This is a genomic window from Enterobacter sp. JBIWA008 (assembly GCF_019968765.1).
GTDB lineage: Bacteria > Pseudomonadota > Gammaproteobacteria > Enterobacterales > Enterobacteriaceae > Enterobacter.
Map to the genome: position 1 here is coordinate 3510619 of NZ_CP074149.1, position 24374 is coordinate 3534992.

Sequence of the window (24374 nt, forward strand, 5' to 3'; positions counted from 1 at the left end):
AACCGCACCGATCCGTCCCCTCTCCGTGAGGGAGAGGGTTAGGGTGAGGGGAAAAAGAAAAATGAAATGAAAATTTCGTTACGGCGGAAAAACTTAATACTGACGGGCTTTTTTCACCTGCGCCTGCGTTTGCTCAGCGGCCTCACGCACGGCAGACGATTCCGCCACCTGCGCATCACCGGTTCGCCACCAGGAGGCGTAGTCGTGGGTCATGGTCTTCGGCAGTACCTTGATGTCCAGCAGCGTCGGGCCCGGATGCGCCCGTGACGCCTCCAGCGCCGCCAGCAGGCTTTGCTCATCGTTCACCCGCCACGCGCGGCAGCCGTAGCTTTCCGCGTTTTGCGCAAAATCGACCTTCACCAGCGGCCCGTCAAGCCGCCCGGTTTCCGGGTTGCGGTGGCGGTTTTCGGTGCCAAAGCTGCCCATGCCGTGCCCCATCTGCAGGTTATTAATGCAGCCGAAGCTGGCGTTATCAAACAGCAGAACGGTGACCTTGATGCCCTCCTGAACGGCGGTTTGCAGCTCGGAGTGCAGCATCATGTAGGAGCCATCCCCGACCATGGCGTACACCGGCAGTTCGGGCCTGGCGAGCCTTGCGCCGAGGGCCGCCGCAATCTCGTAGCCCATGCAGGAGTAGCCGTACTCCAGGTGATAGCTGTCCGGCGTTTTGACCTGCCAGAGACGCTGTAAATCGCCCGGCAGCGAACCGGCCGCGCCGACCACGATGGCGTTATCTTCAATATGCTGGTTGATCAGCCCCAGCACCCGCGTCTGGGTCAGGCGGGTGTTGAGCGTCTCGCCGTATTCAGCCAGCTGCGCATCCAGGTGCCCCGCCACTTCGGGCGCATCGTCAGGGCGCCACTGGCGATCCCACAGGCGGCGGCACTCGTCGCGCCAGGCGGACTTCGCCTCGGCGATCGCCTCTCCCCAGCCGCTGCGGTAATCCCCGAGCGCGTGGGTCAATGCCTGGAGCCCGGTTTGAGCGTCGGCAATCAGCGCGGTAGCGTCCAGCTTCAGGGCGTCAAACTCGGCCACGTTCAGCAGGAGAAATTCGACGTCCGGGTGCGAGAAGAGCGCCTTGGAGCCGGTGGTGAAGTCGGTCAGGCGCGTGCCGATGCCAATCACTAAATCGGCCTGCGGCGCGAGCCGGTTGGCGGCCATTCCGCCCGTCACCCCTACGCCACCCAGGTTAAGTGGGTGGTCACTTACCAGCGCCCCCTTTCCGGCCTGGGTTTCGGCAAACGGCAGCCGCAGCGTCTCGACGAATTCGCGAAACGCCTCATGCGCGCCGGAGTAGCGCACGCCGCCGCCGCACACCACCAGCGGACGACGCTTGCGGGCGATCAGCGCCCGCGCCTGCGCCAGACGCTGCGGATCGGGTGGACGGCGCTCAATGTGGTGCACCCGACGCGCGAAGAAGCTCAGCGGGTAGTCCCAGGCTTCCCCCTGCACGTCCTGCGGCAGGCAAATCGTCACCGCACCGGTATCTGCCGGGTCAGTAAGCGTTCGCATCGCGTTGAGCATGGCGCTCATGAGCTGCTCTGGGCGGTTAATGCGGTCCCAGTAGCGGGAGACAGGACGGAAGCAGTCGTTAGTGCTGATGCTGAGATCGTGATACTGCTCGATCTGCTGCAGCACCGGGTCCGGCTGGCGGCTGGCGTAGATATCGCCCGGCAGCAGCAGCAGCGGGATGCGGTTCGCCGTGGCGGTGGCCGCCGCGGTAACCATATTAGCGGCGCCCGGCCCGACGGAGGAGGTGACGGCAAAAATGCGCTGACGGCGGTGCTGTTTGGCGAATCCCGTCGCCATATGGGCAATGCCCTGTTCGTTGCACCCCTGCATCACCTGCAGATGGCCGGGGTCCTGCTCCAGCGCCTGGCCGATACCCAGCACGTTGCCGTGCCCAAAGATGGTGGCCACGCCCTCCACGAAGGGCGTTTCGTCGCCGTCCACGCTGACGTACTGTTGATTAAGGAACCGGACCAGCGCCTGGGCCATGGTCATACGTTCGGTTTGCATAACGCCTCCTGTCAGCCCAGCGTCGGCATGGAGAACGCAGCGCCTGTCTCCTGCTGCATTTCCGGCCAGCGCGCGGTGATGGTTTTCATTCGGGTATAGAAACGCACGCCGTCGCTGCCGTGGACGTTGAGCACACCAAAGATAGAACGCTTCCAGCCGCCGAAGCTGTGGAATGCCATCGGCACCGGGATCGGCACGTTAACGCCCACCATCCCCGCCTGCACCTCTTCGCAGAAGCGGCGCGCGCAGCCGCCGTCACGGGTGAAGATTGCCGAGCCATTACCATATTCATGGCGGTTAATCAGGTCCACCGCGCTGGCGTAATCTGCTACGCGCACCACAGAAAGCACCGGACCAAAAATCTCTTCTTTATAGATGGTCATCTCCGGGGTGACGTTATCGAACAGCGTCGGCCCGACGAAGTAGCCCTGCTCGTGGCCCTTAACGCTAAAGCCGCGACCGTCCACGCGAAGCGTCGCCCCCTGCGCTTCCCCGCTGTCGATGTAGCCCAGCACCTTGCTGCGGTGCGCGGAGGAGATGAGCGGCCCCATTTCGTTTTCCGGCGACTGGTCCAGGCCCGGCCCGACGCGCAGCGCGGCAATCTGTTTCTCCAGCCGGGCGCAGAGGTCATCGGCGGTATTATCCCCCACCGCCAGCACCACCGAGAGCGCCATGCAGCGTTCCCCCGCCGCGCCGTAGGCCGCGCCCATTATGGCGTTGGTCGCCATTTCCATGTCAGCATCCGGCATCAGAATGCAGTGGTTTTTCGCCCCGCCCAGCGCCTGACAGCGCTTCCCGTGGGCGGACGCGGTCTGATAAATGTATTCCGCAATCGGCGTGGAGCCGACAAAGCTCACCGCCTGCACGCGCGGGTCGGTCAGGAGCACGTCAACTGACTCTTTATCACCCTGCACCACGTTGAACACGCCGTCCGGCAGGCCGGCCTCTTTCAGCAATTGCGCCAGCGCGAGCGCCAGAGAAGGATCTTTCTCCGACGGTTTCAGCACGAAGGTGTTCCCGGTCGCCAGCGCAATCGGGAACATCCACATCGGCACCATCGCCGGGAAGTTAAACGGCGTGATCCCGGCGCAGACCCCGAGCGGCTGCATCAGCGAGTGGCTGTCGACGCCGGTACCGACGTTCGCCGAGTGTTCGCCCTTTTGCAGATGCGGGATGCCGCAGGCAAATTCCACCACTTCCAGGCCGCGGGTCAGTTCGCCCACCGCGTCGGAGAAGACCTTGCCGTGCTCTTCGCTGATGATGCGGGCCAGGCGCTCCATGTTCTTTTCCAGCAGCGCCTTAAAGCGGAACATCACGCGCGCGCGCTTAAGCGGAGCATGGTGCGCCCACGCCGGAAACGCCTGCTGCGCGGCGGCAATTGCCTGCTCCGTTTCCTGCGCCGTACTCATCACCACCTGGCGGACCTGCTCGCCAGTGGCCGGGTTGAAGATCGCCTGAACGCGCTGGCCCGAACCGGTGACACATTCGCCGTGAATAAAATTCGCTACCGTCTCCATCCTTAACCTCTCGCTGTTGATACGTGACCGTTACCTGAACACTGTGTACTGGACACTATATATGAAATAAATATTCCATTTTAAGCTGAAATAAAATAAATGATGATTATTGTGATCAAGGATGGATTTTTATGTTAACAGCCAACAACACTGACGCAGCGTGCGCTATTAAGGAATTTCGGGCGAGGAAATGACTGAAGTTTCTGTTTCATTTTTGCTGCCAGATGGATGGCCGACATTTAAAAGACGCGGTTTTGCGTTTAGAATCATAAGACTGTATTTGGGGGATAAGATGACGACAGCAACCAGCCTGAACGAACTGCAGCAGCAAATCCGCGATCGCTACGATAGCCTGAGCAAGAGGCTGCAGCAGGTCTCCCGCTACGTGCTGGATAACACCAACAGCGTGGCCTTTGATACGGTTGCCGTTATTGCCGAGCGCGCCGACGTGCCGCCCTCGACGCTGATCCGCTTTGCCAACGCCTTTGACTTCACCGGCTTCAACGAAATGAAACAGCTGTTTCGCATGAACCTGGTGGAGGAGACCGCCAGCTACAGCGACCGCGCCCGGCTGTTCCGCGAGATGGAGAGCGAGGCCGTGCCGGAAACGCCGCTCGATATCCTGCAGGAATTCGCCCGCTCTAACGCGCAGGCGCTACAGCAGCTGGCCGCCCGCGCCGAGCCGGAAATGCTGGAGCGCGCGGTGCAGCTATTGGCCGACGCCGACACCATCTACATCGCCGGACTGCGCCGCTCCTTCAGCGTTGCGGCCTACCTCACCTACGCCCTGAGCCACCTGGAGTGCCGCCCTATCCTGCTCGACGGCATGGGCGGGATGCTGCGCGAGCAGATCAGCCGCATTAAGGCGCGCGACATCGTGGTGTCAATCAGCTTCTCGCCGTACGCGGAAGAGACGGTGATGGTCAGCGAAACCGCCGCCAGCGTCGGCGCACGGCAGATCGTGATTACGGACAGCCAGATAAGCCCCCTGGCGACGTTCAGCGATCTCTGCTTTGTGGTGAAAGAGGCGCAGGTGGATGCGTTCCGGTCACAGTCGGCGACGCTGTGCCTGGTGCAGTCGCTGGTGGTGGCGCTGGCGTATCGGCTGGGAGAGGGGAAGTAAGGCAATAAAAAAACCCCCTGCACAGGCAGAGGGTTTTGGTTTTAATTCAGAGGGGGATTATTCCCACTCAATCGTCGCCGGTGGCTTACCGCTGATGTCATACACCACGCGGGAAATACCGTTCACTTCGTTGATGATGCGGTTAGACACGCGGCCTAAGAAGTCATACGGCAGGTGCGCCCAGTGCGCGGTCATGAAGTCGATGGTTTCCACCGCACGCAGGGAAACAACCCAGTCGTACTTACGGCCATCGCCCATTACGCCGACGGAACGAACCGGCAGGAACACGGTGAACGCCTGGCTCACTTTGTTGTACAGGTCAGCTTTGTGCAGCTCTTCGATGAAGATCGCGTCCGCACGACGCAGCAGGTCGCAGTACTCTTTCTTCACTTCGCCCAGCACGCGTACGCCGAGACCCGGGCCCGGGAACGGGTGACGGTAGAGCATGTCGTACGGCAGCCCCAGTTCCAGACCAATCTTACGCACTTCGTCTTTGAACAGCTCGCGCAGCGGTTCAACCAGGCCCATCTTCATCTCTTTCGGCAGGCCGCCCACGTTGTGGTGAGATTTGATGACGTGTGCTTTACCGGTGGCGGAGGCCGCGGACTCGATCACGTCCGGGTAGATGGTGCCCTGCGCCAGCCACTTCACGTCTTCCAGCTTCAGCGCTTCTTCGTCGAACACTTCCACGAACACGCGGCCGATGATCTTACGTTTCGCTTCCGGATCGTTCTCGCCTTTCAGCGCGTCCAGGAAGCGCTGCTCACCTTCCACGTGAACGATGTTCAGGCCGAAGTGGTCGCCAAACATGTCCATAACCTGCTGGGCTTCGTTCAGACGCAGCAGACCGTTGTCCACGAAGACGCAGGTCAGGTTTTTACCGATGGCGCGGTGCAGCAGCATCGCGGTCACGGAGGAGTCCACGCCGCCGGAGAGACCGAGGATCACTTTGTCATCACCAACCTGCTGGCGGATACGCTCCACGGCGTCGTCGATGATTTTTGCCGGGGTCCACAGGGCTTCACACTGGCAGATGTCGCGCACGAAGCGCTCCAGCATGCGCATACCCTGACGGGTGTGGGTTACTTCCGGGTGGAACTGCACGCCGTAGAAGCGTTTTTCTTCGTTCGCCATGATGGCGAACGGGCAGCTTTCGGTGCTGGCAACGGTCACGAAGTCAGACGGGATGGCGGTAACTTTGTCGCCATGGCTCATCCACACGTCCAGCAGCGGTTTGCCGTCTGCGGTCAGGGAGTCTTCGATGCCGCGCACCAGCGCGCTGTCGGTGACGACTTCTACCTGTGCGTAGCCAAACTCACGCTCGTTGGAGCCTTCTACGTGGCCACCCAGCTGCATTGCCATGGTCTGCATACCGTAGCAAACGCCGAATACCGGCACGCCAGCTTCGAACACGTACTGCGGCGCGCGCGGGCTGTTCTCTTCGGTGGTGCTTTCCGGGCCGCCGGACAGGATGATGCCGCTTGGATTGAATTCGCGAATCTGTGCTTCCGTGACATCCCACGCCCACAGCTCACAGTAAACGCCCAGTTCACGTACGCGACGCGCCACCAGCTGAGTGTACTGAGAACCGAAGTCCAGGATGAGAATGCGATGTTTATGAATGTTTTCCGTCATTGACGCTAATTCCGAGGCAAGTGAAACAAAAACAGAGCGCCCGGCAGAAGCCGGGCGCGGAAACTTATCAGGAGCCCAGACGGTAGTTCGGGGACTCTTTGGTGATCGTCACGTCGTGAACGTGGCTCTCCTGGATACCCGCACCGCTGATGCGTACGAATTCCGCTTTGGTACGCAGCAGGTCAATGGTACCACAGCCGGTCAGACCCATACAGGAGCGCAGGCCGCCCATCTGCTGGTGGATGATCTCTTTCAGACGGCCTTTATAGGCAACGCGACCTTCGATACCTTCCGGCACCAGTTTGTCAGCGGCGTTATCGGTCTGGAAGTAACGGTCAGAGGATCCTTTGGACATCGCGCCCAGGGAGCCCATGCCGCGGTAAGATTTGTAAGAACGGCCCTGGTAGAGTTCGATTTCACCCGGGGATTCTTCGGTACCGGCCAGCATGGAGCCTACCATTACGGCAGCTGCACCCGCGGCGATCGCTTTGGCGATATCGCCAGAGAAGCGGATACCGCCGTCAGCGATAACCGGAATACCGGTGCCTTCCAGCGCTTCAACCGCGTCAGACACGGCGGTGATCTGCGGAACGCCCACGCCGGTGACGATACGGGTAGTACAGATAGAGCCAGGACCGATACCCACTTTCACCGCGCTGCAGCCAGCGTCAGCCAGAGCGCGAGCGCCTGCGCCAGTTGCCACGTTACCGCCGATGATCTGCAGGTCAGGGTATTTGGCACGGGTATCACGAATACGTTGCAGAACGCCTTCGGAGTGGCCGTGAGAGGAGTCAATCAGCAGGACGTCAACGCCCGCAGCAACCAGCGCGTCAACGCGCTCTTCGTTACCGGCACCAGCGCCGACCGCAGCGCCGACGCGCAGACGGCCATGCTCGTCTTTACAAGCGTTAGGTTTACGTTCTGCTTTCTGGAAATCTTTAACGGTGATCATGCCGCGCAGGTGGAAGCTGCTGTCAACAACCAGCGCTTTTTCAACGCGTTTTTCGTGCATTTTTGCCAGCACCACGTCGCGGGTTTCACCTTCGCGAACGGTGACCAGACGCTCTTTTGGCGTCATGTACACGCTGACAGGCTGGTTCAGGTCAGTCACGAAACGCACGTCACGACCGGTAATAATACCGACCAGTTCGTTCTCTTCAGTCACAACCGGGTAACCGGCGAAGCCGTTACGTTCGGTCAGGGCCTTCACTTCGTGCAGCGTGGTGGTTGGCAGAACGGTCTGTGGGTCAGACACGATGCCGGATTCATGTTTCTTCACGCGACGAACTTCTTCCGCCTGACGTTCGATAGACATGTTTTTGTGAATAAAGCCAATGCCACCTTCCTGTGCCAGGGCGATAGCCAGGCGCGCTTCAGTCACGGTGTCCATTGCCGCAGAGAGCATAGGAATGTTCAGGCGAATGGTTTTCGTCAACTGCGTGCTGAGATCGGCAGTATTCGGCAGAACAGTGGAGTGAGCGGGAACGAGGAGGACGTCGTCAAACGTCAGTGCTTCTTTAGCGATACGTAGCATGGGCAATATCTCTGACCTGGGGGGTTAAATATTGCCGTGGCATTATACAGAGCGTAACCGATTGCATCTACACTTTTTTTAAAAAATGCTTGCGATCGCCTCTCAGCAGGTTACTATCGACTGAATAACTTGCTGATTTAGAATTTGATCCCGCTCACATGTTATCCTCTCAATCTCCCTCAATTTATACCGTAAGCCGCCTGAATCAGACGGTGCGTTTGCTGCTTGAGCAGGAAATGGGGCAGGTCTGGATCAGCGGTGAAATCTCTAACTTCACGCAGCCCTCTTCCGGTCACTGGTACTTTACGCTAAAAGACGATACCGCCCAGGTGCGCTGCGCGATGTTCCGCAACAGCAACCGTCGCGTCACGTTTCGTCCTCAGCACGGCCAGCAGGTTCTGGTGCGCGCCAATATCACCCTGTACGAGCCGCGCGGTGATTATCAAATTATCGTCGAAAGCATGCAGCCTGCGGGCGAAGGTCTGCTGCAGCAGAAGTATGAACAGCTAAAAGCCAGGCTCTCTGCCGAAGGGCTGTTCGACCAGCAGTACAAAAAGACGCTGCCCTCCCCTGCCCACTGCGTTGGGGTCATCACCTCGAAAACCGGTGCGGCACTGCACGATATTTTGCACGTGCTGAAGCGTCGCGACCCTTCCCTGCCCGTCATCATCTACCCGACCGCCGTTCAGGGTGACGATGCCCCGGGCCAGATAGTTCGCGCCATTGAGCTGGCGAACGCCCGTCAGGAGTGCGACGTATTGATTGTTGGGCGCGGCGGCGGCTCGCTGGAAGACCTGTGGAGCTTTAACGACGAGCGCGTGGCGCGGGCAATCTTTGCAAGCCTTATCCCCGTGGTGAGCGCCGTCGGGCATGAAACCGACGTAACGATAGCCGATTTTGTGGCGGATCTGCGCGCGCCTACGCCGTCTGCGGCGGCGGAAGTGGTGAGCCGCAACCAGCTGGAGCTGCTGCGTCAGATTCAGAACGGCCAGCAGCGCATGGAGATGGCGATGGACTATTTCCTCGCCAACCGTACCCGCCGCTTTACCCAGCTTCATCATCGTCTTCAGCAGCAGCATCCGCAGCTGCGCCTGGCGCGTCAGCAGACCGTACTTGAGCGTCTGCGCCAGCGCATGAGCGTTGCGGTGGACGCGCAGCTTAAGCGCTCGGTATCGCGCCAGCAGCGCGTGACGCAGCGCCTGAATCAGCAGAACCCGCAGCCGAAAATCTATCGCGCGCAAACGCGCATCCAGCAGCTGGAGTATCGTCTTGCGGAGACTGTCCGGGCGCGCCTGAGCACCACCCGCGAACGTTTTGGCAATGCGGTGACCCATCTTGAAGCGGTCAGCCCCCTCTCCACGCTGGCGCGCGGCTATAGCGTGACGACGGCGACGGACGGCAAAGTGCTGAAGCAGACCAAACAGGTAAATACCGGCGATGTGCTGACGACGCGTCTTTCAGACGGCTGGGTAGAAAGCGAAGTGAAATCAATTAAACCGGTGAAAAAGACGCGTCAGCGTAAAACCGGATAATTCTTCGCCGGTTACTTACTATACTGCTGCTATTCCCTTTTTTAATAAGGAGAGCAGCATGCCCCATCTTCATAGCGTTATTCCCCCTTATATTCTTCGTCGTATTATCGAAAGCGGTTCCGAGCCGCAGCAGCGCTGTGCCCGTCAGACCCTAACCCACGTCCAGACGCTGATGGCCCACATGCCCGGCAAACCCGCCGCGCCGCACGTGAATAAAGCCGGACAGCTGGAGCGCGATATTTACGACGCGAAGCAGACCCAGGAGCTGCCGGGTACGCAGGTGCGTTACGAAGGCCAGCCGTCGAACGGCGATGTGGCGGTGGATGAAGCCTATAACTATTTAGGTATCACCCATGATTTCTTCTGGAAAGAATATCAGCGTGATTCGCTCGATAATAAAGGGCTTATTTTGACCGGCACCGTGCATTACGGCCGGGAATATCAGAACGCCTTCTGGAACGGTCAGCAGATGGTATTCGGCGACGGCGACGGGGATATATTTAACCGTTTTACCATCGCCATCGACGTGGTGGCACACGAGCTGAGCCACGGCGTGACCGAGACCGAAGCCGGACTTATCTATTTTGAACAGTCGGGCGCGCTGAACGAATCTCTGTCGGACGTGTTTGGCTCGCTGGTCAAACAGTATCATCTAAAGCAAACCGCCGATAAAGCTGACTGGCTCATTGGTGAGGGGCTGCTGGCGAAAGGGATCAACGGCAAAGGGCTGCGCTCGATGTCTGAACCCGGCACCGCCTATGACGATCCTCTCCTCGGCAAAGACCCACAGCCTGCCCACATGAACGATTTCATTAAAACGCGCGAGGATAACGGCGGCGTACACCTGAACTCCGGCATTCCCAACCGGGCATTTTATCTGGCCGCGACGGCGATCGGCGGCTACGCCTGGGAAAAAGCGGGTTATGCCTGGTACGACACGGTTTGCGATCGCAAACTGGCGCAGGATGCGGATTTTGAGGCCTTCGCAAAACTGACGATCGCGCACGGAGAGAAACGCTCCGGCAGTGACGTTGGTGCAGCCATTAAACAAGCCTGGGAACAGGTGGGAGTGTTGTAAATGCAGGTTCCGGAACTGACGGATGACGCCGTGGTTGAGCTGGCTCGGGAAGGCGGCGTCGCTTTTATTCCCAAGCTGAGCGGTCAGCGCACCATTGCGCTCTCCTCGCTCAATGAGGTTCAGCGCCAGCGCCTGGTGAGCATCCTGGAGCAGGCGTTTCCACGCGGCCAGCCGCCCGGGCAAGCCACGTCACCCGGCAGCGGTGACCAGCGCTATTTCCGCATCCAGATTATCTGGACCGGGCAAAATCAGGCGCACTACGCCGATATCATCGTGCTGGTGCCCGAGCAGGAAGCGCCCGAGTCGCTGGTCGAGCTGTGGCAGAAAGGCGAAGGCTGCGTGTGCGATTAACGTTCTGCCGGAACAAACGCCACGCGCTTTTTAGAGATTAAGCCGTGGCCGCTCTGGCAGAAATAATCCACCGCGCCACAGGCTTTTAAAACCTGGAGCGGCTGATGACACTCAGGGCAGCGGGCTTCAAGCGCAATATCCTTATTACAGCTGTCGCAGTGCGCTATCCCATTCTGAGGCTCCAGCGGTGTCTGGCATTCCGGGCAGGTAATCGACATATTCTCTCCTGTTGGGTTTTACCGGGGCAGGATAACTGCCCCGGTAGGCTGAACATTATCAGGCTTCAGCAGCCGGTTTAGTCTGCGCATTTTCCAGCATGCGGCGTACCGGCACAATGAGAACGATCAGTACCGCAGCACAGATCAGCAGCGCGACGGAGCAGCGCGCGAAGAGATCCGGCAGCATATCCAGCTGGTCGGCCTTCACGTGGCCGCCAATCAGGCCCGCCGCCAGGTTACCCAGCGCGCTCGCACAGAACCACAGCCCCATCATCTGGCCGCGCATTCTTTCCGGCGCCAGCAGCGTCATGGTCGCCAGGCCAATCGGGCTCAGGCACAGTTCGCCGAGCGTCAGCATCAGGATGCTGCCCACCAGCCAGAACGGCGACACGCCCGCCCCACCGCTGCTCAGCACGTTCTGTGCCGCCAGCATCATCAGGCCAAAGCCCGCTGCGGCACACAGAATCCCGATAACAAACTTGGTGATGCTGCTCGGGCGGATGTTCATGTCCGCGAGCTTTGGCCACGCCCAGCTGAACACCGGTGCCAGCAAAATGATGAACAGGGCGTTGATTGACTGGAACCATACCGCCGGGATTTCGAAATCACCGATCATGCGGTTAGTGTAGTCGTTAGCAAACAGGTTGAACGAGGTTGGCTTCTGCTCAAACGCGGACCAGAAGAACGCCGCGGAGATCAGCAGAATAAAGCAGACCAGCAGCCTCGCGCGTTCTTTACGGTTCAGCCCCGCAAAAACAAACAGATAAATAAAGTAGAGCGCAACGGACGCCGCAATCACGTAGACCAGCACGCTGGCTACCGCGACCGGGTTAATCACAATCACGCCCTGCGCTATCAGCGTCACGATCGTTGCCACGCCTGCCGCCAGCGCCAGCAGCCAAACGCCCACGCCGTTACGCTTCACCACCGGGCTGTTCCAGGTAGAGTCGAGGCCGACTTCACCGTCATAGCGTTTCATCGCCGGAACGGCAAACACGCGGAAGATAATCAGCGCAACCAGCATCCCGATGCCGCCAATACCAAAGCCCCAGTGCCAGCCGTGGGTTTTGATCAGCCAGCCGGAAATCAGGGGCGCGATGAACGAGCCCATGTTGATGCCCATATAGAACAGCGAGAAACCGCCGTCACGACGCGCGTCGCCTTTTTTATACAGGGTGCCGACCATCACCGAGATACAGGTCTTGAACAGCCCGGAGCCAAGCACGATGAACATCAGGCCGATAAAGAACAGGTTATTCCCCATCACCGCAGAGAGCGCGATCGACAGGTGGCCGAGCGCAATCAGGATCGAACCGTACCAGACGGCTCTCTGCTGACCGAGCCAGTTATCGGCCAGCCACCCACCCGGCAGCGCCGCCAGATACATGGTACCGGCAAAGATGCCGACAATCGCCGAGGCGTTTTCACGCGCCAGGCCCATCCCGCCGTCATAGACAGTGGCGGCCATAAACAGGATCAGTAACGGACGAATGCCGTAAAACGAGAAACGCTCCCACATCTCGGTGAAGAACAGGGAACCGAGCGGATACGGGTGGCCGAAGAACGTTCGGCTCTCTTTTTGATTAACTGTGGATTGCATAATTCTCCCGAAAGGTATGTGTCGTGCTTGTAAACACCAGCAGGTACGCCGGCCAGTTACGTATCTGGCCGATTTTTTACATGCGGCGAAAAATTAGTTAACCATTTGATAACCAGGCGCTAGTTTTGTCTAGTACCGGACCCTGGACTTTAAGATGAAAATTCGATGATTGTCTACTTTCTTAGATTTAAACATGGTTAAAAGTGAATAGTGATTGACTTCACACAGAGAAAACCGGCGGTATGATTAGGCAAAAAAAAACCCGCGATAAACGCGGGCTTTCGTGAAGCAGGCAAAATTATTTGCTTTTCTTAATGTGCTTAATCAAACGCTTACGCTTACGCATCTGGTTTGGCGTCAGTGTGTTGCGCTTGTTGGCGAACGGGTTTTCCCCTTCCTTGAACTGGATACGGATAGGCGTGCCCATCACGTCCAGCGATTTACGGAAGTAGTTCATCAGGTAGCGCTTGTAGGAATCCGGCAGGTCTTTCACCTGGTTACCGTGAATCACCACGATTGGCGGGTTATAACCACCGGCGTGGGCATATTTCAGCTTCACGCGACGACCGCGCACCAGCGGCGGCTGATGGTCTTCCGCTGCCATATTCATGATACGGGTCAGCATAGCGGTGCTCTGGCGACGGGTGGAGCTGTCATACGCTTCGCGCACGGATTCGAACAGGTTACCCACACCGCTGCCGTGCAGCGCCGAGATAAAGTGCACGCGGGCGAAGTCGATAAAGCCCAGACGGAAGTCGAGGGTCTCTTTCACCTGCTCGCGCACTTCATTGCTCAGGCCATCCCACTTGTTGACCACGATAACCAGTGAGCGCCCACTATTGAGGATAAAGCCGAGCAGAGAGAGGTCCTGATCGGAGATCCCTTCGCGCGCGTCGATGACCAGCAGCACCACGTTGGCATCTTCGATCGCCTGCAGGGTTTTGATAACGGAGAATTTTTCCACCACATCGGTGATTTTCCCGCGCTTACGCACACCGGCGGTGTCGATGAGGACATACTCACGCTCATCGCGCTGCATAGGGATGTAGATGCTGTCGCGGGTGGTGCCAGGCATGTCGTAAACGACCACGCGCTCTTCACCCAGAATACGGTTAGTAAGCGTAGACTTACCTACGTTTGGACGACCCACGATGGCCAGCTTGATCGGCAGATCCTGCGGGTTGAAGTCGTCTTCAGGCTCTTCTTCACCCTCTTCTGCGTCTTCGAACTGCGCCCAGTATTCAGCGTCTTCGTCCACCTCTTCCGGTGGGTTCACTTCGTCAACCCACGGCAGCAGAACGGTTTCCAGCAGGCTGGTGACGCCACGGCCATGCGATGCCGCGATTGGGTAGATTTCACCCAGGCCCAGAGACCAGAAATCCGCGACGGCCTGATCGGCATCGATACCGTCAGTTTTGTTCGCCACCAGGAAAGTTGGCTTTTCACGTGAGCGCAGGTGTTTAGCGATAGCGGAGTCCGCCGGCATCAGGCCAGCGCGCGCATCCACCATAAACAGCACCACATCCGCTTCTTCAATCGCCAGCAGCGACTGTTCCGCCATGCGGGTTTCAACGCCGTCTTCTGTGCCGTCAATACCACCGGTATCAATACAGATGAACTCGCGTCCTTCCACCTCTGCACGACCGTACTTACGGTCACGCGTCAGCCCCGGGAAATCCGCAACCAGCGCATCACGGGTGCGTGTTAAACGGTTAAAAAGAGTGGATTTTCCAACGTTAGGGCGCCCGACAAGCGCGACCACAGGTACCATGTTTGAAGCCTCATAAAATTCAAAATAACGTCGATTTCGCGGCGTTTTTAAAAATGTCAAAACGGCTCCTGAGTGAACAGGAGCCGTTTAGTATACTACAACCGCCGGGTAATTAACGCGTGATCGCGTACAGCGTGCCGTCTTTTGCCTGAATCAGCAGTTTGCCGTCGGCCACAACCGGGTCGGTAAGGAAACCGGAGCTGTCGACTTTTTGCTGTGCAACAAAGCGGCCGTTATCCGGATCGATCCAGTGCATATACCCTTCGCTGTCACCGACCACCAGGCTACCGTTGTACAGCGCCGGTGCGGTCAGCAGGCGGTGCAGCAGATCGCTTTGCGTCCACAGCGTCACGCCGCCTTCGGTGCTCAGCGCCAGCAGACGGTCGTTCTGATCGACCATATAGATGCGGTTACCCTCAACGATGAAATCGTTCACAGAGCCCAGCTCACGTTTCCACATGATCTGGCCGCTGCGCAGATCCAGCGCGGTCAGGTTGCCGTTATAAGCCAGCGCGTAAACCACACCGTTAACGATGACCGGCGTTGTGTCTACGTCGCTCAGACGATCAATTTCCGTTGAGCCAGTGGCCTGAGAGATACGCTGCTGCCAGATCATCTGGCCCTGCTGCATCAGCACTGCACTCACGCGACCGTTGTCACCGCCCACAATGGCAGCCCCAAATGCGGTTGCCGGCGCGGATTCGCCGCGCAGAGAGAGTGCAGGCATATCCAGGTTAACGGTCCATTTCACCTGACCGTCCGCTTCGTTCAGCGCCTGCAGCTGGCCGTTGCTGGTATGAATCAGCACCAGGCCGTCGCTCACCACCGGACGCGACAGGGATTCACCCGCCACGGTTGTTTGCCAGGCAATGGAACCGTCGCTGCTGTTCAGCGCATAAACCTGCGCTTTTTCGCTGCCCACGTAGACATGACCACCGGCGACGGTCAGACCGCCAGACAGCAGTGCTGGCTTACGGGAGAACCAGCCGTCTTTTTCCGCCAGGTTAACAGACCACACTTCTTTTCCGTCATCGGCGTTCACCGCTTTCACGGTACCTTTGCGGTCAGCAGCATAGACAACGCTGTCTGCATACGCAGGATGAAGGTTGGAATAGAAATCACCAATCCCATTGCCCACGGAGACATCCCACGCGGTGGATGGGGTAAACTGGTTTTCAACCGTCGGCAGTGGGGACATTTTCACAACGTCTTCTTCGCCACTGAACAGTGAACAACCACTCAATAACGTAACAGAAAGCAGTCCTGGCAGAAGTAATTTACGCAATTGCATCGGGTCCCTCTCAGACGGACAAATTATTTATTTTCATCTGCATCATTTCGCTCAGCGCAGGTGAAGCATTGCTATCTACGCCAGCTTGCCACGCTTTACGCGCGCCCGCTTTGTCACCTTTGCTCAGCAGTGCTTCACCGCGCAGATCGGCAACGATGGCAGCAAAACCTTCGCCTTTGATGGTATCGAGCGTTTTCAGCGCATCGTCAGCTTTTTTCTGCTGAACCTGAATACGTGCCAGGCGCAGATTGATCACCGCTTTCAGGTTCTCATCGCTGGCCGCAGCAAGGCTCTGAGAGAGCTGAGCGGCGGCTTTATCCAGCTCGTTCTTATCAACGTACTGCTGAGCCACTTCCAGCGCAGCCAGTGCACCGTAGGTATTTTTGTTGTCAGCCGCAAATTTTTCTGCCGCCGTCAGCGTTTGCGGCTGATCGGCACGAATTGCGCTCACGGTATTTTCATAGGACAGGGACGCGCCGCGCGCGGAATCTGCCTGATGATTGTTCCAGTAACGCCAGCCCACCAGCGCACCAACACCTAAAATAACCCCAACAACTAGCGCTTTGCCGTTTTCAACAAAGAAGCGCTTAATCGCGTCGACCTGATCGTGTTCGTTCTCGTAAATTTCCACGCAGTCCTTCTCCTTAGCCCAATAGAGTGCGCAAGTGCGCCGCAACGCCGTCCTGCGTTACCGTTGTCTGCTCACCAGAGCGCAGGTCCTTCACCACCACTTCGCCGTTAGCCACTTCGGACTCACCCAGCACCAGTGCAATACTTGCGCCCCACTTATCGGCACGAGCAAACTGTTTTTTGAAGTTGCCGCCGCCATGGTTGGTCATCAGCTTAACGCCCGGCAGCGCATCGCGCACGCGTTCGGCAAGCTGCATCGCCGCAGACTGCGTTTCCGCGCCTGAGGCCACCAGGTATATATCGACAACGGAATCTGCTTTAAATTCCGGATTAACTGCCTGAACCAGCAAAACAAGTCGCTCAAGCCCCATAGCGAAGCCAACGGCAGGGGCTGCGCGACCACCAAGCTGCTCAACCAGACCGTCATAACGGCCGCCCGCACACACGGTACCCTGAGAGCCGAGGCTGGTGGTCACCCACTCAAACACGGTACGGTTGTAGTAGTCCAGACCGCGCACCAGGCGCTGGTTCACGGTATAGGCGATGCCTGCTGCTTCAAGCAGCTTGCACAGGCCCGCGAAGTGTTCGCGAGATTCTTCATCCAGGTAGTCACCCAGCGCAGGCGCATCGTTAAGCAGTGCCTGAACATCCGCGTTTTTGGAATCCAGAACGCGCAGCGGGTTACTGTACATGCGACGTTTGCAGTCTTCGTCCAGTTTCTCTTTATGCTGTTCCAGGAACGCCACCAGCGCATCGCGGTAGTTAGCGCGTGCTTCCAGAGAACCGATAGAGTTCAGCTCAAGAGATACGTGGTCGGCGATACCCAAAGCGCGCCACCAGCGGGCGGTCAGCATAATCAGTTCGGCGTCGATGTCCGGGCCCTGCAGACCAAAGACTTCCACACCCAGCTGATTGAACTGGCGATAACGACCTTTCTGAGGACGTTCGTGGCGGAACATCGGGCCGATATACCACAGGCGCTGCTCCTGATTGTACAGAAGACCATGTTCGATGCCGGCGCGTACGCAGCCCGCCGTACCTTCCGGGCGCAGGGTCAGGCTGTCGCCGTTGCGGTCCTCAAAGGTGTACATCTCTTTTTCAACCACGTCGGTGACTTCACCAATCGCGCGTTTGAATAACGGGGTCTGCTCTACAATCGGCAAACGGATTTCGCTGTAACCGTAGCTGCCGAGCACCTGCTTAAGTGTGCCTTCAATGCGCTGCCAGATGGCGGTTTCGCCAGGCAGATAATCGTTCATGCCGCGGATGGCTTGAATGTTTTTTGCCACGTTTATTCTCTTTCTATATACAAAAAAAACCCAAAGAATGGGTTCAATCATACATGGGAAGCGGCACGCTTCCCATCACGTTATTTTTCAACCTGCTGAACGCTAATACGCTGTGTTTCGTCCATCATGGCGGCTTTGGCGCGGATGCGGGCTTCAAGCTGGTCGATCATGTCGCTATTATCCAGACGATCTTTACGAACGCCATCTTCATAGAGACCACTTTTCTTGTTACCGCCGGTGACGCCAAGGGTTGACACCAGTGCTTCACCCGGACCGTTTACCACGCAGCCGATGATGGAGACGTCCATCGGGGTGATAATGTCTTCCAGACGTTGCTCCAGGGCATTCACCGTCCCGATCACATCAAACTCCTGGCGTGAGCAGGTTGGGCAGGCAATGAAGTTGATCCCACGCGCGCGAATGCGCAGTGACTTCAGGATATCGAAACCGACTTTGATCTCTTCAACCGGATCGGCCGCCAGCGAGACGCGCAGGGTGTCACCGATCCCTTCTGAGAGCAGCAGCCCCAGACCGATCGCGGATTTTACAGAGCCGCTGCGCAGACCGCCCGCTTCGGTGATCCCGAGATGCAGAGGCTGGTCGATCTGCTTTGCCAGCAGGCGATAAGACTCTACCGCCAGGAACACATCGGACGCTTTTACGCTGACTTTAAACTGATCGAAGTTGAGACGATCGAGGTGATCGACATGACGCATCGCAGATTCGAGCAGCGCCTGTGGCGTAGGCTCGCCGTATTTTTCCTGCAGGTCTTTTTCCAGGGAACCGGCGTTAACGCCGATACGGATAGGAATATTTTTATCGCGGGCGCAGTCCACGACCATGCGAATACGTTCTTCGTTACCGATGTTGCCCGGGTTAATACGCAGGCAGTCGACGCCGTATTCGGCCACTTTCAGTGCGATGCGGTAGTCGAAGTGGATATCCGCGACCAGAGGAACGCTAACCTGCTGTTTGATCAGCTTGAACGCCTCAGCGGCATCCATGGTTGGGACGGAAACGCGAACAATGTCCGCGCCTACACGTTCTAATGCTTTGATTTGATTAACCGTCGCTTCCACATCCGTGGTGCGCGTGTTGGTCATCGACTGAACGGCGATAGGTGCCCCATCGCCGACTGGCACATTCCCAACGTAAATCCGTTTCGATTTTCTACGTTGAATCGGAGCCTGGTTATGCATGAAAAATCTCCCGCGTTGCCCGTCTGTTACTGTGCTGCTGATTGTTCGGCATTAACGGTAAGACGTGCAACCTGGTTAGTTCTGATAAAGCGGCTCAGGTCGACAGGTTTTCCTTGATACTGGATCTGTACCGCTGCCGGAGCGCCGATTTTAAGTTTATAAGGAGCCTGACCGGTTAGGTTCAACGTGCCATCTTTACGCTGCAGGCCGCTGAACAGTTTTTTACCAGTAGCGTCAGTCACTTCCAGCCAGCAGTCGGCGCTGAAGTTCATCACCAGCGCGTTGGGATCGGCTGCTGTTGCAGTACCCGCCGGGCTGGTTGGCAGAGACGCTGCGCTATTGTCTGCAGACTGATTGGCCGCAGGCGCATTCGCCGCAGTGTCAACATTTGCCTGAGAAGGGGAAACCACTGCGTTTTGATCCTGAGGCTGAGCCTGTGGCGCAGCGGTGTTAGCCGTTGCTGCCGGAGCCTGTGCAGCATTGGTAGCCGGCACCTCTGTCGCAGCCGTCTGTGGCTCGCTGGAGGTGGCCGCGCCGTCGGTATTCAGCGGCACGCTCTGGGCGTTATCGCTTCCGGCCTGGTTGAGTTCAGCAGAAGATTGATCGGCCATGGTGGTGATCTCTTCCTGCTGCGCCTTGTGGTTTTGCCACCACCATGCACCGGTCAGACCGATTACCACAAACAGCACCAGCCAGGTAAAGCTCATCAGCCAGCCATCACGTTTTTTACGACGTTTCCCCAGGGAGAAGGTCTGCATCGGCGCAACTTTTGCTGCACGGACCGGCGCCTGCTTCTCCATCATTGGCAGTAATTCGTTTTCGGGGATATGCACCAGTTTTGCGTAAGAGCGGATATAACCGCGCAGGAACGTTGAAGCCAAATCGGCTGGTGCCTTATCTTCTTCAATATCGCGAACCGTGGAAACCTTCAGGCACAAGCGTTCCGCAACGGCTTGCTGGCTGAGTCCGAGTTGTTCACGGGCGTTGCGAAGACGAACGCCAGTGGAGAGTGCTTCATGTTGGTCGTGAGTGGCTTCAGTATTCATTCGCTACAACTACTGGTACGTGAAAAATAAGGGTTCAGGTGCCGGTGAGTCACAATGCTACCCGCACCGCGAAACTTCTGGTCAGTTAACCTTGAACAGAGAGTATAAGACTGTCAGCCCGGAGATGACAGTACAGCCCTGCCCGTACGGCTAAACTGTTGTTACGTCGCTACATACTGCCCGAAAGTCGGATGAAACGCACCGTAATTATTATTCAGTCATCACGAATCTGACTGTTTATTCAGTAAGGTTATGTATCACGGCGCAGATAATGCGCCGTGATACATAATAATCAAACAGCTTTAACCGCGATCGTCTCGCCCTGCATGCGTTTACGCAGGGTACGTTTGGTACGGTCAATAACATCACCAGCCAGCTGTCCGCATGCTGCATCAATGTCATCACCACGGGTTTTACGCACGATGGTGGTGAAACCATACTCCATCAGCACCTTGGAGAAACGGTCGATACGGCTGTTCGAGCTACGGCCATACGGCGCGCCCGGGAACGGGTTCCATGGGATCAGGTTGATCTTACATGGCGTATCTTTCAGCAGCTCCGCAAGCTGATGCGCATGTTCGGTGCCGTCATTGACGTGGTCAAGCATCACGTATTCGATGGTGACACGGCCCTGGTTGGCGTTGGATTTCTCCAGATAGCGACGCACCGCAGCGAGGAAGGTTTCGATATTGTACTTTTTGTTGATCGGCACAATTTCGTCACGAATTTCATCGTTTGGCGCGTGCAGGGAGATCGCCAGCGCAACGTCAATCATATCGCCAAGCTTGTCCAGCGCAGGCACAACGCCTGAGGTAGACAGCGTCACGCGGCGCTTGGACAGACCAAAGCCGAAGTCATCCAGCATGATTTCCATCGCCGGAACGACGTTGGTCAGGTTCAGCAGCGGCTCACCCATCCCCATCATCACCACGTTGGTGATAGGACGCGTACCGGTTACTTTTGCCGCGCCCACGATTTTCGCGGCACGCCAGACCTGGCCGATAATTTCAGACACGCGGAGGTTACGGTTAAACCCTTGCTGCGCGGTTGAGCAGAATTTGCACTCCAGCGCACAGCCTACCTGAGAGGAGACGCACAGCGTCGCGCGGTCTTCTTCCGGGATATAGACGGTTTCAACGCGCTGATCGCCTACCGCAATCGCCCATTTGATGGTGCCATCCGCTGAGCGCTGCTCTTCCACCACTTCCGGTGCGCGGATTTCAGCCACTTCTTTGAGCTTGTTGCGCAGGACCTTGTTGATGTCAGTCATGTCATCAAAATTGTCGCTGCAGTAATGGTACATCCACTTCATGACCTGATCGGCACGAAACGGCTTTTCGCCCATCTCTTTAAAGAACTCGCGCATCTGCTGACGGTTCAGGTCCAGCAGGTTGATTTTTCCATTTTTATTGGGAACCGCAGGAATGGCGACTTCAGAGGTATTCACTAATTCAGACATAATATTTTCCGGCCTCGTTGTTACACGTTATGGCCCATGGAGGGTTGAATAGAAACGCCCCGGAAAGCAGTCTGCTCGTCCGGGGCGTTGCATTGTACAAAGTCTGGCGCAGGGATGCCACGTCTGGACGCGGCATTTACGAAAATAATGTGTAAACGAAACCGTTAAATTAACGGGTGCGTGGACACACTTCGCCTTCTGCGAAGAAGAAAGCGATTTCGCGTGCAGCAGATTCAACAGAGTCAGAACCGTGGGTACCGTTCTCGGTGAAGCTGTCCGCATAGTCAGCGCGCAGAGTACCTGCCAGCGCGTTGTCCGGGTTGGTTGCGCCCAGCAGGTCACGGTGACGCTGTACTGCGTTTTCGCCTTCCAGCACGGATACCACGATTGGACCGGAGGTCATGAACTCAACCAGGCCGTCAAAGAATGGGCGGCCTTCGTGCTCAGCGTAGAAACCGCGAGCCTGCTCAACGGTCAGGTGCAGCATTTTGGTGCCAACAATTTTGAACCCTGCAGATTCAAAGCGAACGAAGATGCTGCCAATAACGTTTTTTGCCACCGCGTTTGGTTTGATGATGGAAAAAGTACGTTCAATAGCCATGATAACCTCTGTCAATGTTCTGTTGTTTTGCATACCTGAGTATGGTGTGGCGCGGATTATAATGAGCAATAGCGCCATTGCCTATGGTTCTGCATAACATTTTTTTAAAATAAGACGAGTTTTAGCAACAGCTCACATCTGAAAGCTGTTTTCAGATCACTGCAGCGTAAAATTCACCGTCGCGACCTGCCCGGTCTCATCCAAAACGAGTAACTGATAATCGCCCGATTTATCAAGCTGTAATGTGTAAACTCTTCCCTTGACATTCAGCGGCTCACCGTTCAAAAACCACCAGCGCTCACCGCTATTGCCGGTCGCCTGAAGCAGCAGCGAAACGCGGGGTTCCCCCGGCAGACGTTTGATGACGGCCCCTTCACGCACGCCTGTCAGGATGAGTGGCGCAGGTGCGTCCTGCGACAGCGGAGGACAGGTGGTTGATGAAGGAGGGACCCGTACCGCGCGACGCTCGGTCGCCGGCAGCCAAGGCTCCAGCGGCAGCGGCCAGACATCAAGGACTTTTTCAGTAGCATCAGGGCAATCTGCCGCCACACGCTTACCCATTTTATCCAGCCAGACCGGGAAACGAATACCGCGAATGCCTTCCTGTTCGGGCAATAGCAGCGTGGGCGGTTCACTCCCTTCCAGAAGCCAGGTCGACAGGCGACGCCGACAGTTTTCACTCCCTTCCGGCAGCGACTGGCCGCCCGGCCAGCAGATCACGCCCCGCCCGACGCTCTCCGGACGCGGGTCGCGCGGCAGGCGGGCCTCATCTACCGTTGAGCGTGACTGAAGCAGGTTATTCACCTGGTTTAACAGCGGAACCGCGCTGGCAAAACCAAACTGCCCCGCCACGGGCGTGCCGTCCGGTCGTCCTGTCCAGATACCTATTACGTAACGGGCATTCAGACCGATGGCCCAGGCATCACGGTAGCCGTAGCTGGTTCCTGTTTTCCACGCCAGCGGCGCGATCTGCGGTAACGCATTATCCGGGAGCGGCTGCGCCTCGTTCGCCAGAATGCGGCGAATAATCCACGCCGAGCCTTGCGACAGCAGCGGACGTTCAATGAGCGGATCGCCCGGCTGTAACCGCAGCCTTCCCGCCTTACCGTGTCGGGCAAACGCGCTGTAGGCCGCTGTGATATCCGCCAGCCGGGCGCCAGCCCCGCCGAGGATCAGGGACAGATTCGGCTGCGCCCCCGCAGGCAGGATCAGCGGCAAGCCTGCGTTGCTCAGCATCCCGGCAAAACGTTTTGGCCCGTAGGCTTCCAGTACCTGTACCGCGGGCAGGTTGAGGGAGCGCACCAGCGCTTCACTCATGCTAACCGGTCCGTGGAACCCACTGTCAAAATTCCCGGGGCGATAATCACCGGTTTTTCTGGGAACGTCCTGGAGCAGCGAGGCGGGATGGATCAGGCCATCATCCAGCGCCATACCGTAGATAAAGGGCTTTAACACCGATCCCGGGGATCGGATCGCATTGACCATATCCACGTGGCTGAAACGCGTGTCATCATTAATATCCACCGACCCGACCCAGCCGCGCACTTTCATATCGGTATGATCCACGACGATCATCGCCAGCGAGCTGCGCGCCGGCAGGCGAGATTTCCAGTTCATCGCCAGCTCTTCCAGCTGCCGCTGCAGTCCGGCATCCAGCGTGGTGACTATTTTAGTGTCGCGGCTTTTGCCGAGCATCATGCGCGCAAAGAGCGGTGCCAGCTGCGGCATCTGTCGGGGGGCCAGCCACACCGATTCTTCCCGTGATTCTTTAACCTGCTTCGCGGACCAGACGCCCTGCGTTACCATGCGGTCGAGCACTTTGTTGCGCGCCGCTTCTGCCCGCTCAGGCCAGCGGTCCGGACGCAAGCGGCTGGGTGCCTGCGGTAGTACCGCCAGCAGCGCCGCTTCGGAATAGCTGAGCTGCAACGGCGGTTTGCCGAGATAGGTCCAGCTTGCCGCCCCGACGCCCTGCAGCGTGCCGCCAAACGGAGCGCGGTTGAGATAGAGCGTGAGAATGTCGCGCTTGGAAAGATGCCACTCCAGCTGCATTGCCCGCCAGAGCTGACGAACTTTGCCGCCAAAGGTGCGCGGATGCGGGTCCAGCAGGCGCGCCACCTGCATGGTGAGCGTGCTTCCGCCAGAGACGACTTTGCCAGAACTGAGATCCTGCCAGGCAGCGCGCAGGACAGAGAGCGGGTTTACGCCAGGGTGATCCCAGAACCAGCGATCTTCGTACTGGATCAGCGCCTCAAGATAACGGGGAGAGACCTCTTCAATCGTAACCGGGTAGCGCCAGATCCCGTCGCTATCGGCAAAACGCCACAGCGGCGTGCCCTTCTCATCCACCACCACCCGGGCGGGATTAACCTCTTTCAGAGGTAACGGCCACAGGCGGTCGGCGGCGACAATCAGCCCCCATAAAACGAGAAGCGCTCCCGCCAGCCATAGCCAGCGGGAGCGTGTCAGACGTGCTATTCGCAT

19 protein-coding genes are annotated in these 24374 nt (G+C 57.8%); 4 read left to right on the forward strand and 15 right to left on the reverse strand.

From position 1 onward, the window contains the following. Positions 1-93: 93 nt before the first annotated feature. Together iolD and KGP24_RS16830 are read right to left on the reverse strand one after the other, a co-directional pair. On the reverse strand, positions 94-2019 hold the full coding sequence (gene iolD / locus KGP24_RS16825) for a 3D-(3,5/4)-trihydroxycyclohexane-1,2-dione acylhydrolase (decyclizing) (RefSeq protein WP_223561201.1): 1926 nt from the start codon (positions 2017-2019) through the stop codon (positions 94-96). A gap of 11 nt (positions 2020-2030) precedes the next feature. Beyond that, positions 2031-3536 (reverse strand): CoA-acylating methylmalonate-semialdehyde dehydrogenase, encoded by a 1506-nt coding sequence (locus KGP24_RS16830; RefSeq protein WP_223561202.1) that lies wholly within the window; start codon positions 3534-3536, stop codon positions 2031-2033. Positions 3537-3828: 292 nt separating this feature from the next. On the opposite strand from KGP24_RS16830, the gene KGP24_RS16835 reads away from it, so the two are divergent. Continuing rightward, complete coding sequence (locus KGP24_RS16835; RefSeq protein WP_008502123.1) at positions 3829-4659, forward strand: MurR/RpiR family transcriptional regulator; 831 nt, start codon at positions 3829-3831, stop codon at positions 4657-4659. Between the two features lie 57 nt (positions 4660-4716). Here KGP24_RS16835 and guaA read toward each other — a convergent pair whose 3' ends face one another. Continuing rightward, the gene (gene guaA / locus KGP24_RS16840; protein ID WP_006811514.1) at positions 4717-6294 is read right to left on the reverse strand and encodes a glutamine-hydrolyzing GMP synthase; all 1578 of its coding nucleotides are present in this window, start codon (positions 6292-6294) and stop codon (positions 4717-4719) included. A gap of 67 nt (positions 6295-6361) precedes the next feature. Further along, positions 6362-7828, reverse strand: coding sequence for an IMP dehydrogenase (guaB, locus tag KGP24_RS16845; RefSeq protein WP_023333022.1), 1467 nt, complete (start codon positions 7826-7828; stop codon positions 6362-6364). Between the two features lie 158 nt (positions 7829-7986). Between guaB and xseA the strand changes: the two genes are divergently transcribed. The 3 genes from xseA to KGP24_RS16860 are packed head-to-tail and all read left to right on the forward strand — an operon-like array spanning position 7987 to position 10789. Then, complete coding sequence (gene xseA, locus KGP24_RS16850; RefSeq protein ID WP_223561203.1) at positions 7987-9360, forward strand: exodeoxyribonuclease VII large subunit; 1374 nt, start codon at positions 7987-7989, stop codon at positions 9358-9360. A gap of 58 nt (positions 9361-9418) precedes the next feature. Then, positions 9419-10438: a M4 family metallopeptidase gene (locus tag KGP24_RS16855; RefSeq protein WP_223561204.1), complete on the forward strand. Its 1020-nt coding sequence runs from the start codon at positions 9419-9421 to the stop codon at positions 10436-10438. Continuing rightward, positions 10439-10789 carry a protealysin inhibitor emfourin gene (locus tag KGP24_RS16860; protein WP_223561205.1) on the forward strand — a complete coding sequence of 117 codons (351 nt, stop codon included), beginning with the start codon at positions 10439-10441 and terminating at the stop codon, positions 10787-10789. It begins immediately after the preceding gene. On the opposite strand, the gene KGP24_RS16865 is transcribed toward KGP24_RS16860, so the two are convergent. The 11 genes from KGP24_RS16865 to pbpC all read right to left on the reverse strand — a co-directional run bounded on the left by KGP24_RS16865 (position 10786) and on the right by pbpC (position 24374). Further along, positions 10786-11007, reverse strand: coding sequence for a zinc ribbon domain-containing protein (locus tag KGP24_RS16865; protein WP_223561206.1), 222 nt, complete (start codon positions 11005-11007; stop codon positions 10786-10788). The genes KGP24_RS16860 and KGP24_RS16865 overlap by 4 nt on opposite strands. Positions 11008-11065: 58 nt before the next feature. Continuing rightward, the gene (locus tag KGP24_RS16870; RefSeq protein WP_223561207.1) at positions 11066-12607 is read right to left on the reverse strand and encodes a peptide MFS transporter; all 1542 of its coding nucleotides are present in this window, start codon (positions 12605-12607) and stop codon (positions 11066-11068) included. A 298-nt stretch (positions 12608-12905) separates the two neighbouring features. Continuing rightward, the gene (gene der, locus KGP24_RS16875) at positions 12906-14378 is read right to left on the reverse strand and encodes a ribosome biogenesis GTPase Der (RefSeq protein ID WP_126329988.1); all 1473 of its coding nucleotides are present in this window, start codon (positions 14376-14378) and stop codon (positions 12906-12908) included. A 112-nt stretch (positions 14379-14490) separates the two neighbouring features. Continuing rightward, positions 14491-15669: an outer membrane protein assembly factor BamB gene (bamB, locus tag KGP24_RS16880; RefSeq protein WP_223561208.1), complete on the reverse strand. Its 1179-nt coding sequence runs from the start codon at positions 15667-15669 to the stop codon at positions 14491-14493. Between the two features lie 10 nt (positions 15670-15679). Beyond that, positions 15680-16300 (reverse strand): YfgM family protein, encoded by a 621-nt coding sequence (locus KGP24_RS16885; protein WP_112779903.1) that lies wholly within the window; start codon positions 16298-16300, stop codon positions 15680-15682. Positions 16301-16313: 13 nt separating this feature from the next. Beyond that, the gene (gene hisS, locus KGP24_RS16890; protein ID WP_032622984.1) at positions 16314-17588 is read right to left on the reverse strand and encodes a histidine--tRNA ligase; all 1275 of its coding nucleotides are present in this window, start codon (positions 17586-17588) and stop codon (positions 16314-16316) included. An 80-nt stretch (positions 17589-17668) separates the two neighbouring features. After that, entirely contained in the window at positions 17669-18787 is a 1119-nt protein-coding gene (gene ispG, locus KGP24_RS16895; RefSeq protein ID WP_023337626.1) for a flavodoxin-dependent (E)-4-hydroxy-3-methylbut-2-enyl-diphosphate synthase, read from the reverse strand. Positions 18788-18813: 26 nt separating this feature from the next. Continuing rightward, positions 18814-19833, reverse strand: a complete 1020-nt coding sequence (rodZ, locus tag KGP24_RS16900) for a cytoskeleton protein RodZ (RefSeq protein ID WP_223561209.1) — start codon at positions 19831-19833, stop codon at positions 18814-18816. Between the two features lie 292 nt (positions 19834-20125). Next, positions 20126-21292, reverse strand: a complete 1167-nt coding sequence (locus tag KGP24_RS16905) for a bifunctional tRNA (adenosine(37)-C2)-methyltransferase TrmG/ribosomal RNA large subunit methyltransferase RlmN (protein WP_014171168.1) — start codon at positions 21290-21292, stop codon at positions 20126-20128. 169 nt (positions 21293-21461) lie between these two features. Continuing rightward, positions 21462-21893, reverse strand: coding sequence for a nucleoside-diphosphate kinase (gene ndk, locus KGP24_RS16910; RefSeq protein WP_223561210.1), 432 nt, complete (start codon positions 21891-21893; stop codon positions 21462-21464). A gap of 156 nt (positions 21894-22049) precedes the next feature. Then, positions 22050-24374: a peptidoglycan glycosyltransferase PbpC gene (gene pbpC / locus KGP24_RS16915; protein WP_223561211.1), complete on the reverse strand. Its 2325-nt coding sequence runs from the start codon at positions 24372-24374 to the stop codon at positions 22050-22052.

Excerpts from the sequence above, each read along its gene's own strand:
- iolD (WP_223561201.1), bottom strand. The coding sequence starts at position 2,019 with ATGCAAACCGAACGTATGACCATGGCCCAGGCGCTGGTCCGGTTCCTT.
- KGP24_RS16865 (WP_223561206.1), bottom strand. The coding sequence starts at position 11,007 with ATGTCGATTACCTGCCCGGAATGCCAGACACCGCTGGAGCCTCAGAAT.
- pbpC (WP_223561211.1), bottom strand. The coding sequence starts at position 24,374 with ATGCGAATAGCACGTCTGACACGCTCCCGCTGGCTATGGCTGGCGGGA.
- bamB (WP_223561208.1), bottom strand. The coding sequence starts at position 15,669 with ATGCAATTGCGTAAATTACTTCTGCCAGGACTGCTTTCTGTTACGTTA.
- ndk (WP_223561210.1), bottom strand. The coding sequence starts at position 21,893 with ATGGCTATTGAACGTACTTTTTCCATCATCAAACCAAACGCGGTGGCA.
- KGP24_RS16860 (WP_223561205.1), top strand. The coding sequence starts at position 10,439 with ATGCAGGTTCCGGAACTGACGGATGACGCCGTGGTTGAGCTGGCTCGG.
- rodZ (WP_223561209.1), bottom strand. The coding sequence starts at position 19,833 with ATGAATACTGAAGCCACTCACGACCAACATGAAGCACTCTCCACTGGC.
- KGP24_RS16835 (WP_008502123.1), top strand. The coding sequence starts at position 3,829 with ATGACGACAGCAACCAGCCTGAACGAACTGCAGCAGCAAATCCGCGAT.
- KGP24_RS16870 (WP_223561207.1), bottom strand. The coding sequence starts at position 12,607 with ATGCAATCCACAGTTAATCAAAAAGAGAGCCGAACGTTCTTCGGCCAC.
- guaB (WP_023333022.1), bottom strand. The coding sequence starts at position 7,828 with ATGCTACGTATCGCTAAAGAAGCACTGACGTTTGACGACGTCCTCCTC.
- KGP24_RS16855 (WP_223561204.1), top strand. The coding sequence starts at position 9,419 with ATGCCCCATCTTCATAGCGTTATTCCCCCTTATATTCTTCGTCGTATT.
- KGP24_RS16830 (WP_223561202.1), bottom strand. The coding sequence starts at position 3,536 with ATGGAGACGGTAGCGAATTTTATTCACGGCGAATGTGTCACCGGTTCG.
- xseA (WP_223561203.1), top strand. The coding sequence starts at position 7,987 with ATGTTATCCTCTCAATCTCCCTCAATTTATACCGTAAGCCGCCTGAAT.
- guaA (WP_006811514.1), bottom strand. The coding sequence starts at position 6,294 with ATGACGGAAAACATTCATAAACATCGCATTCTCATCCTGGACTTCGGT.
- KGP24_RS16905 (WP_014171168.1), bottom strand. The coding sequence starts at position 21,292 with ATGTCTGAATTAGTGAATACCTCTGAAGTCGCCATTCCTGCGGTTCCC.
- ispG (WP_023337626.1), bottom strand. The coding sequence starts at position 18,787 with ATGCATAACCAGGCTCCGATTCAACGTAGAAAATCGAAACGGATTTAC.
- der (WP_126329988.1), bottom strand. The coding sequence starts at position 14,378 with ATGGTACCTGTGGTCGCGCTTGTCGGGCGCCCTAACGTTGGAAAATCC.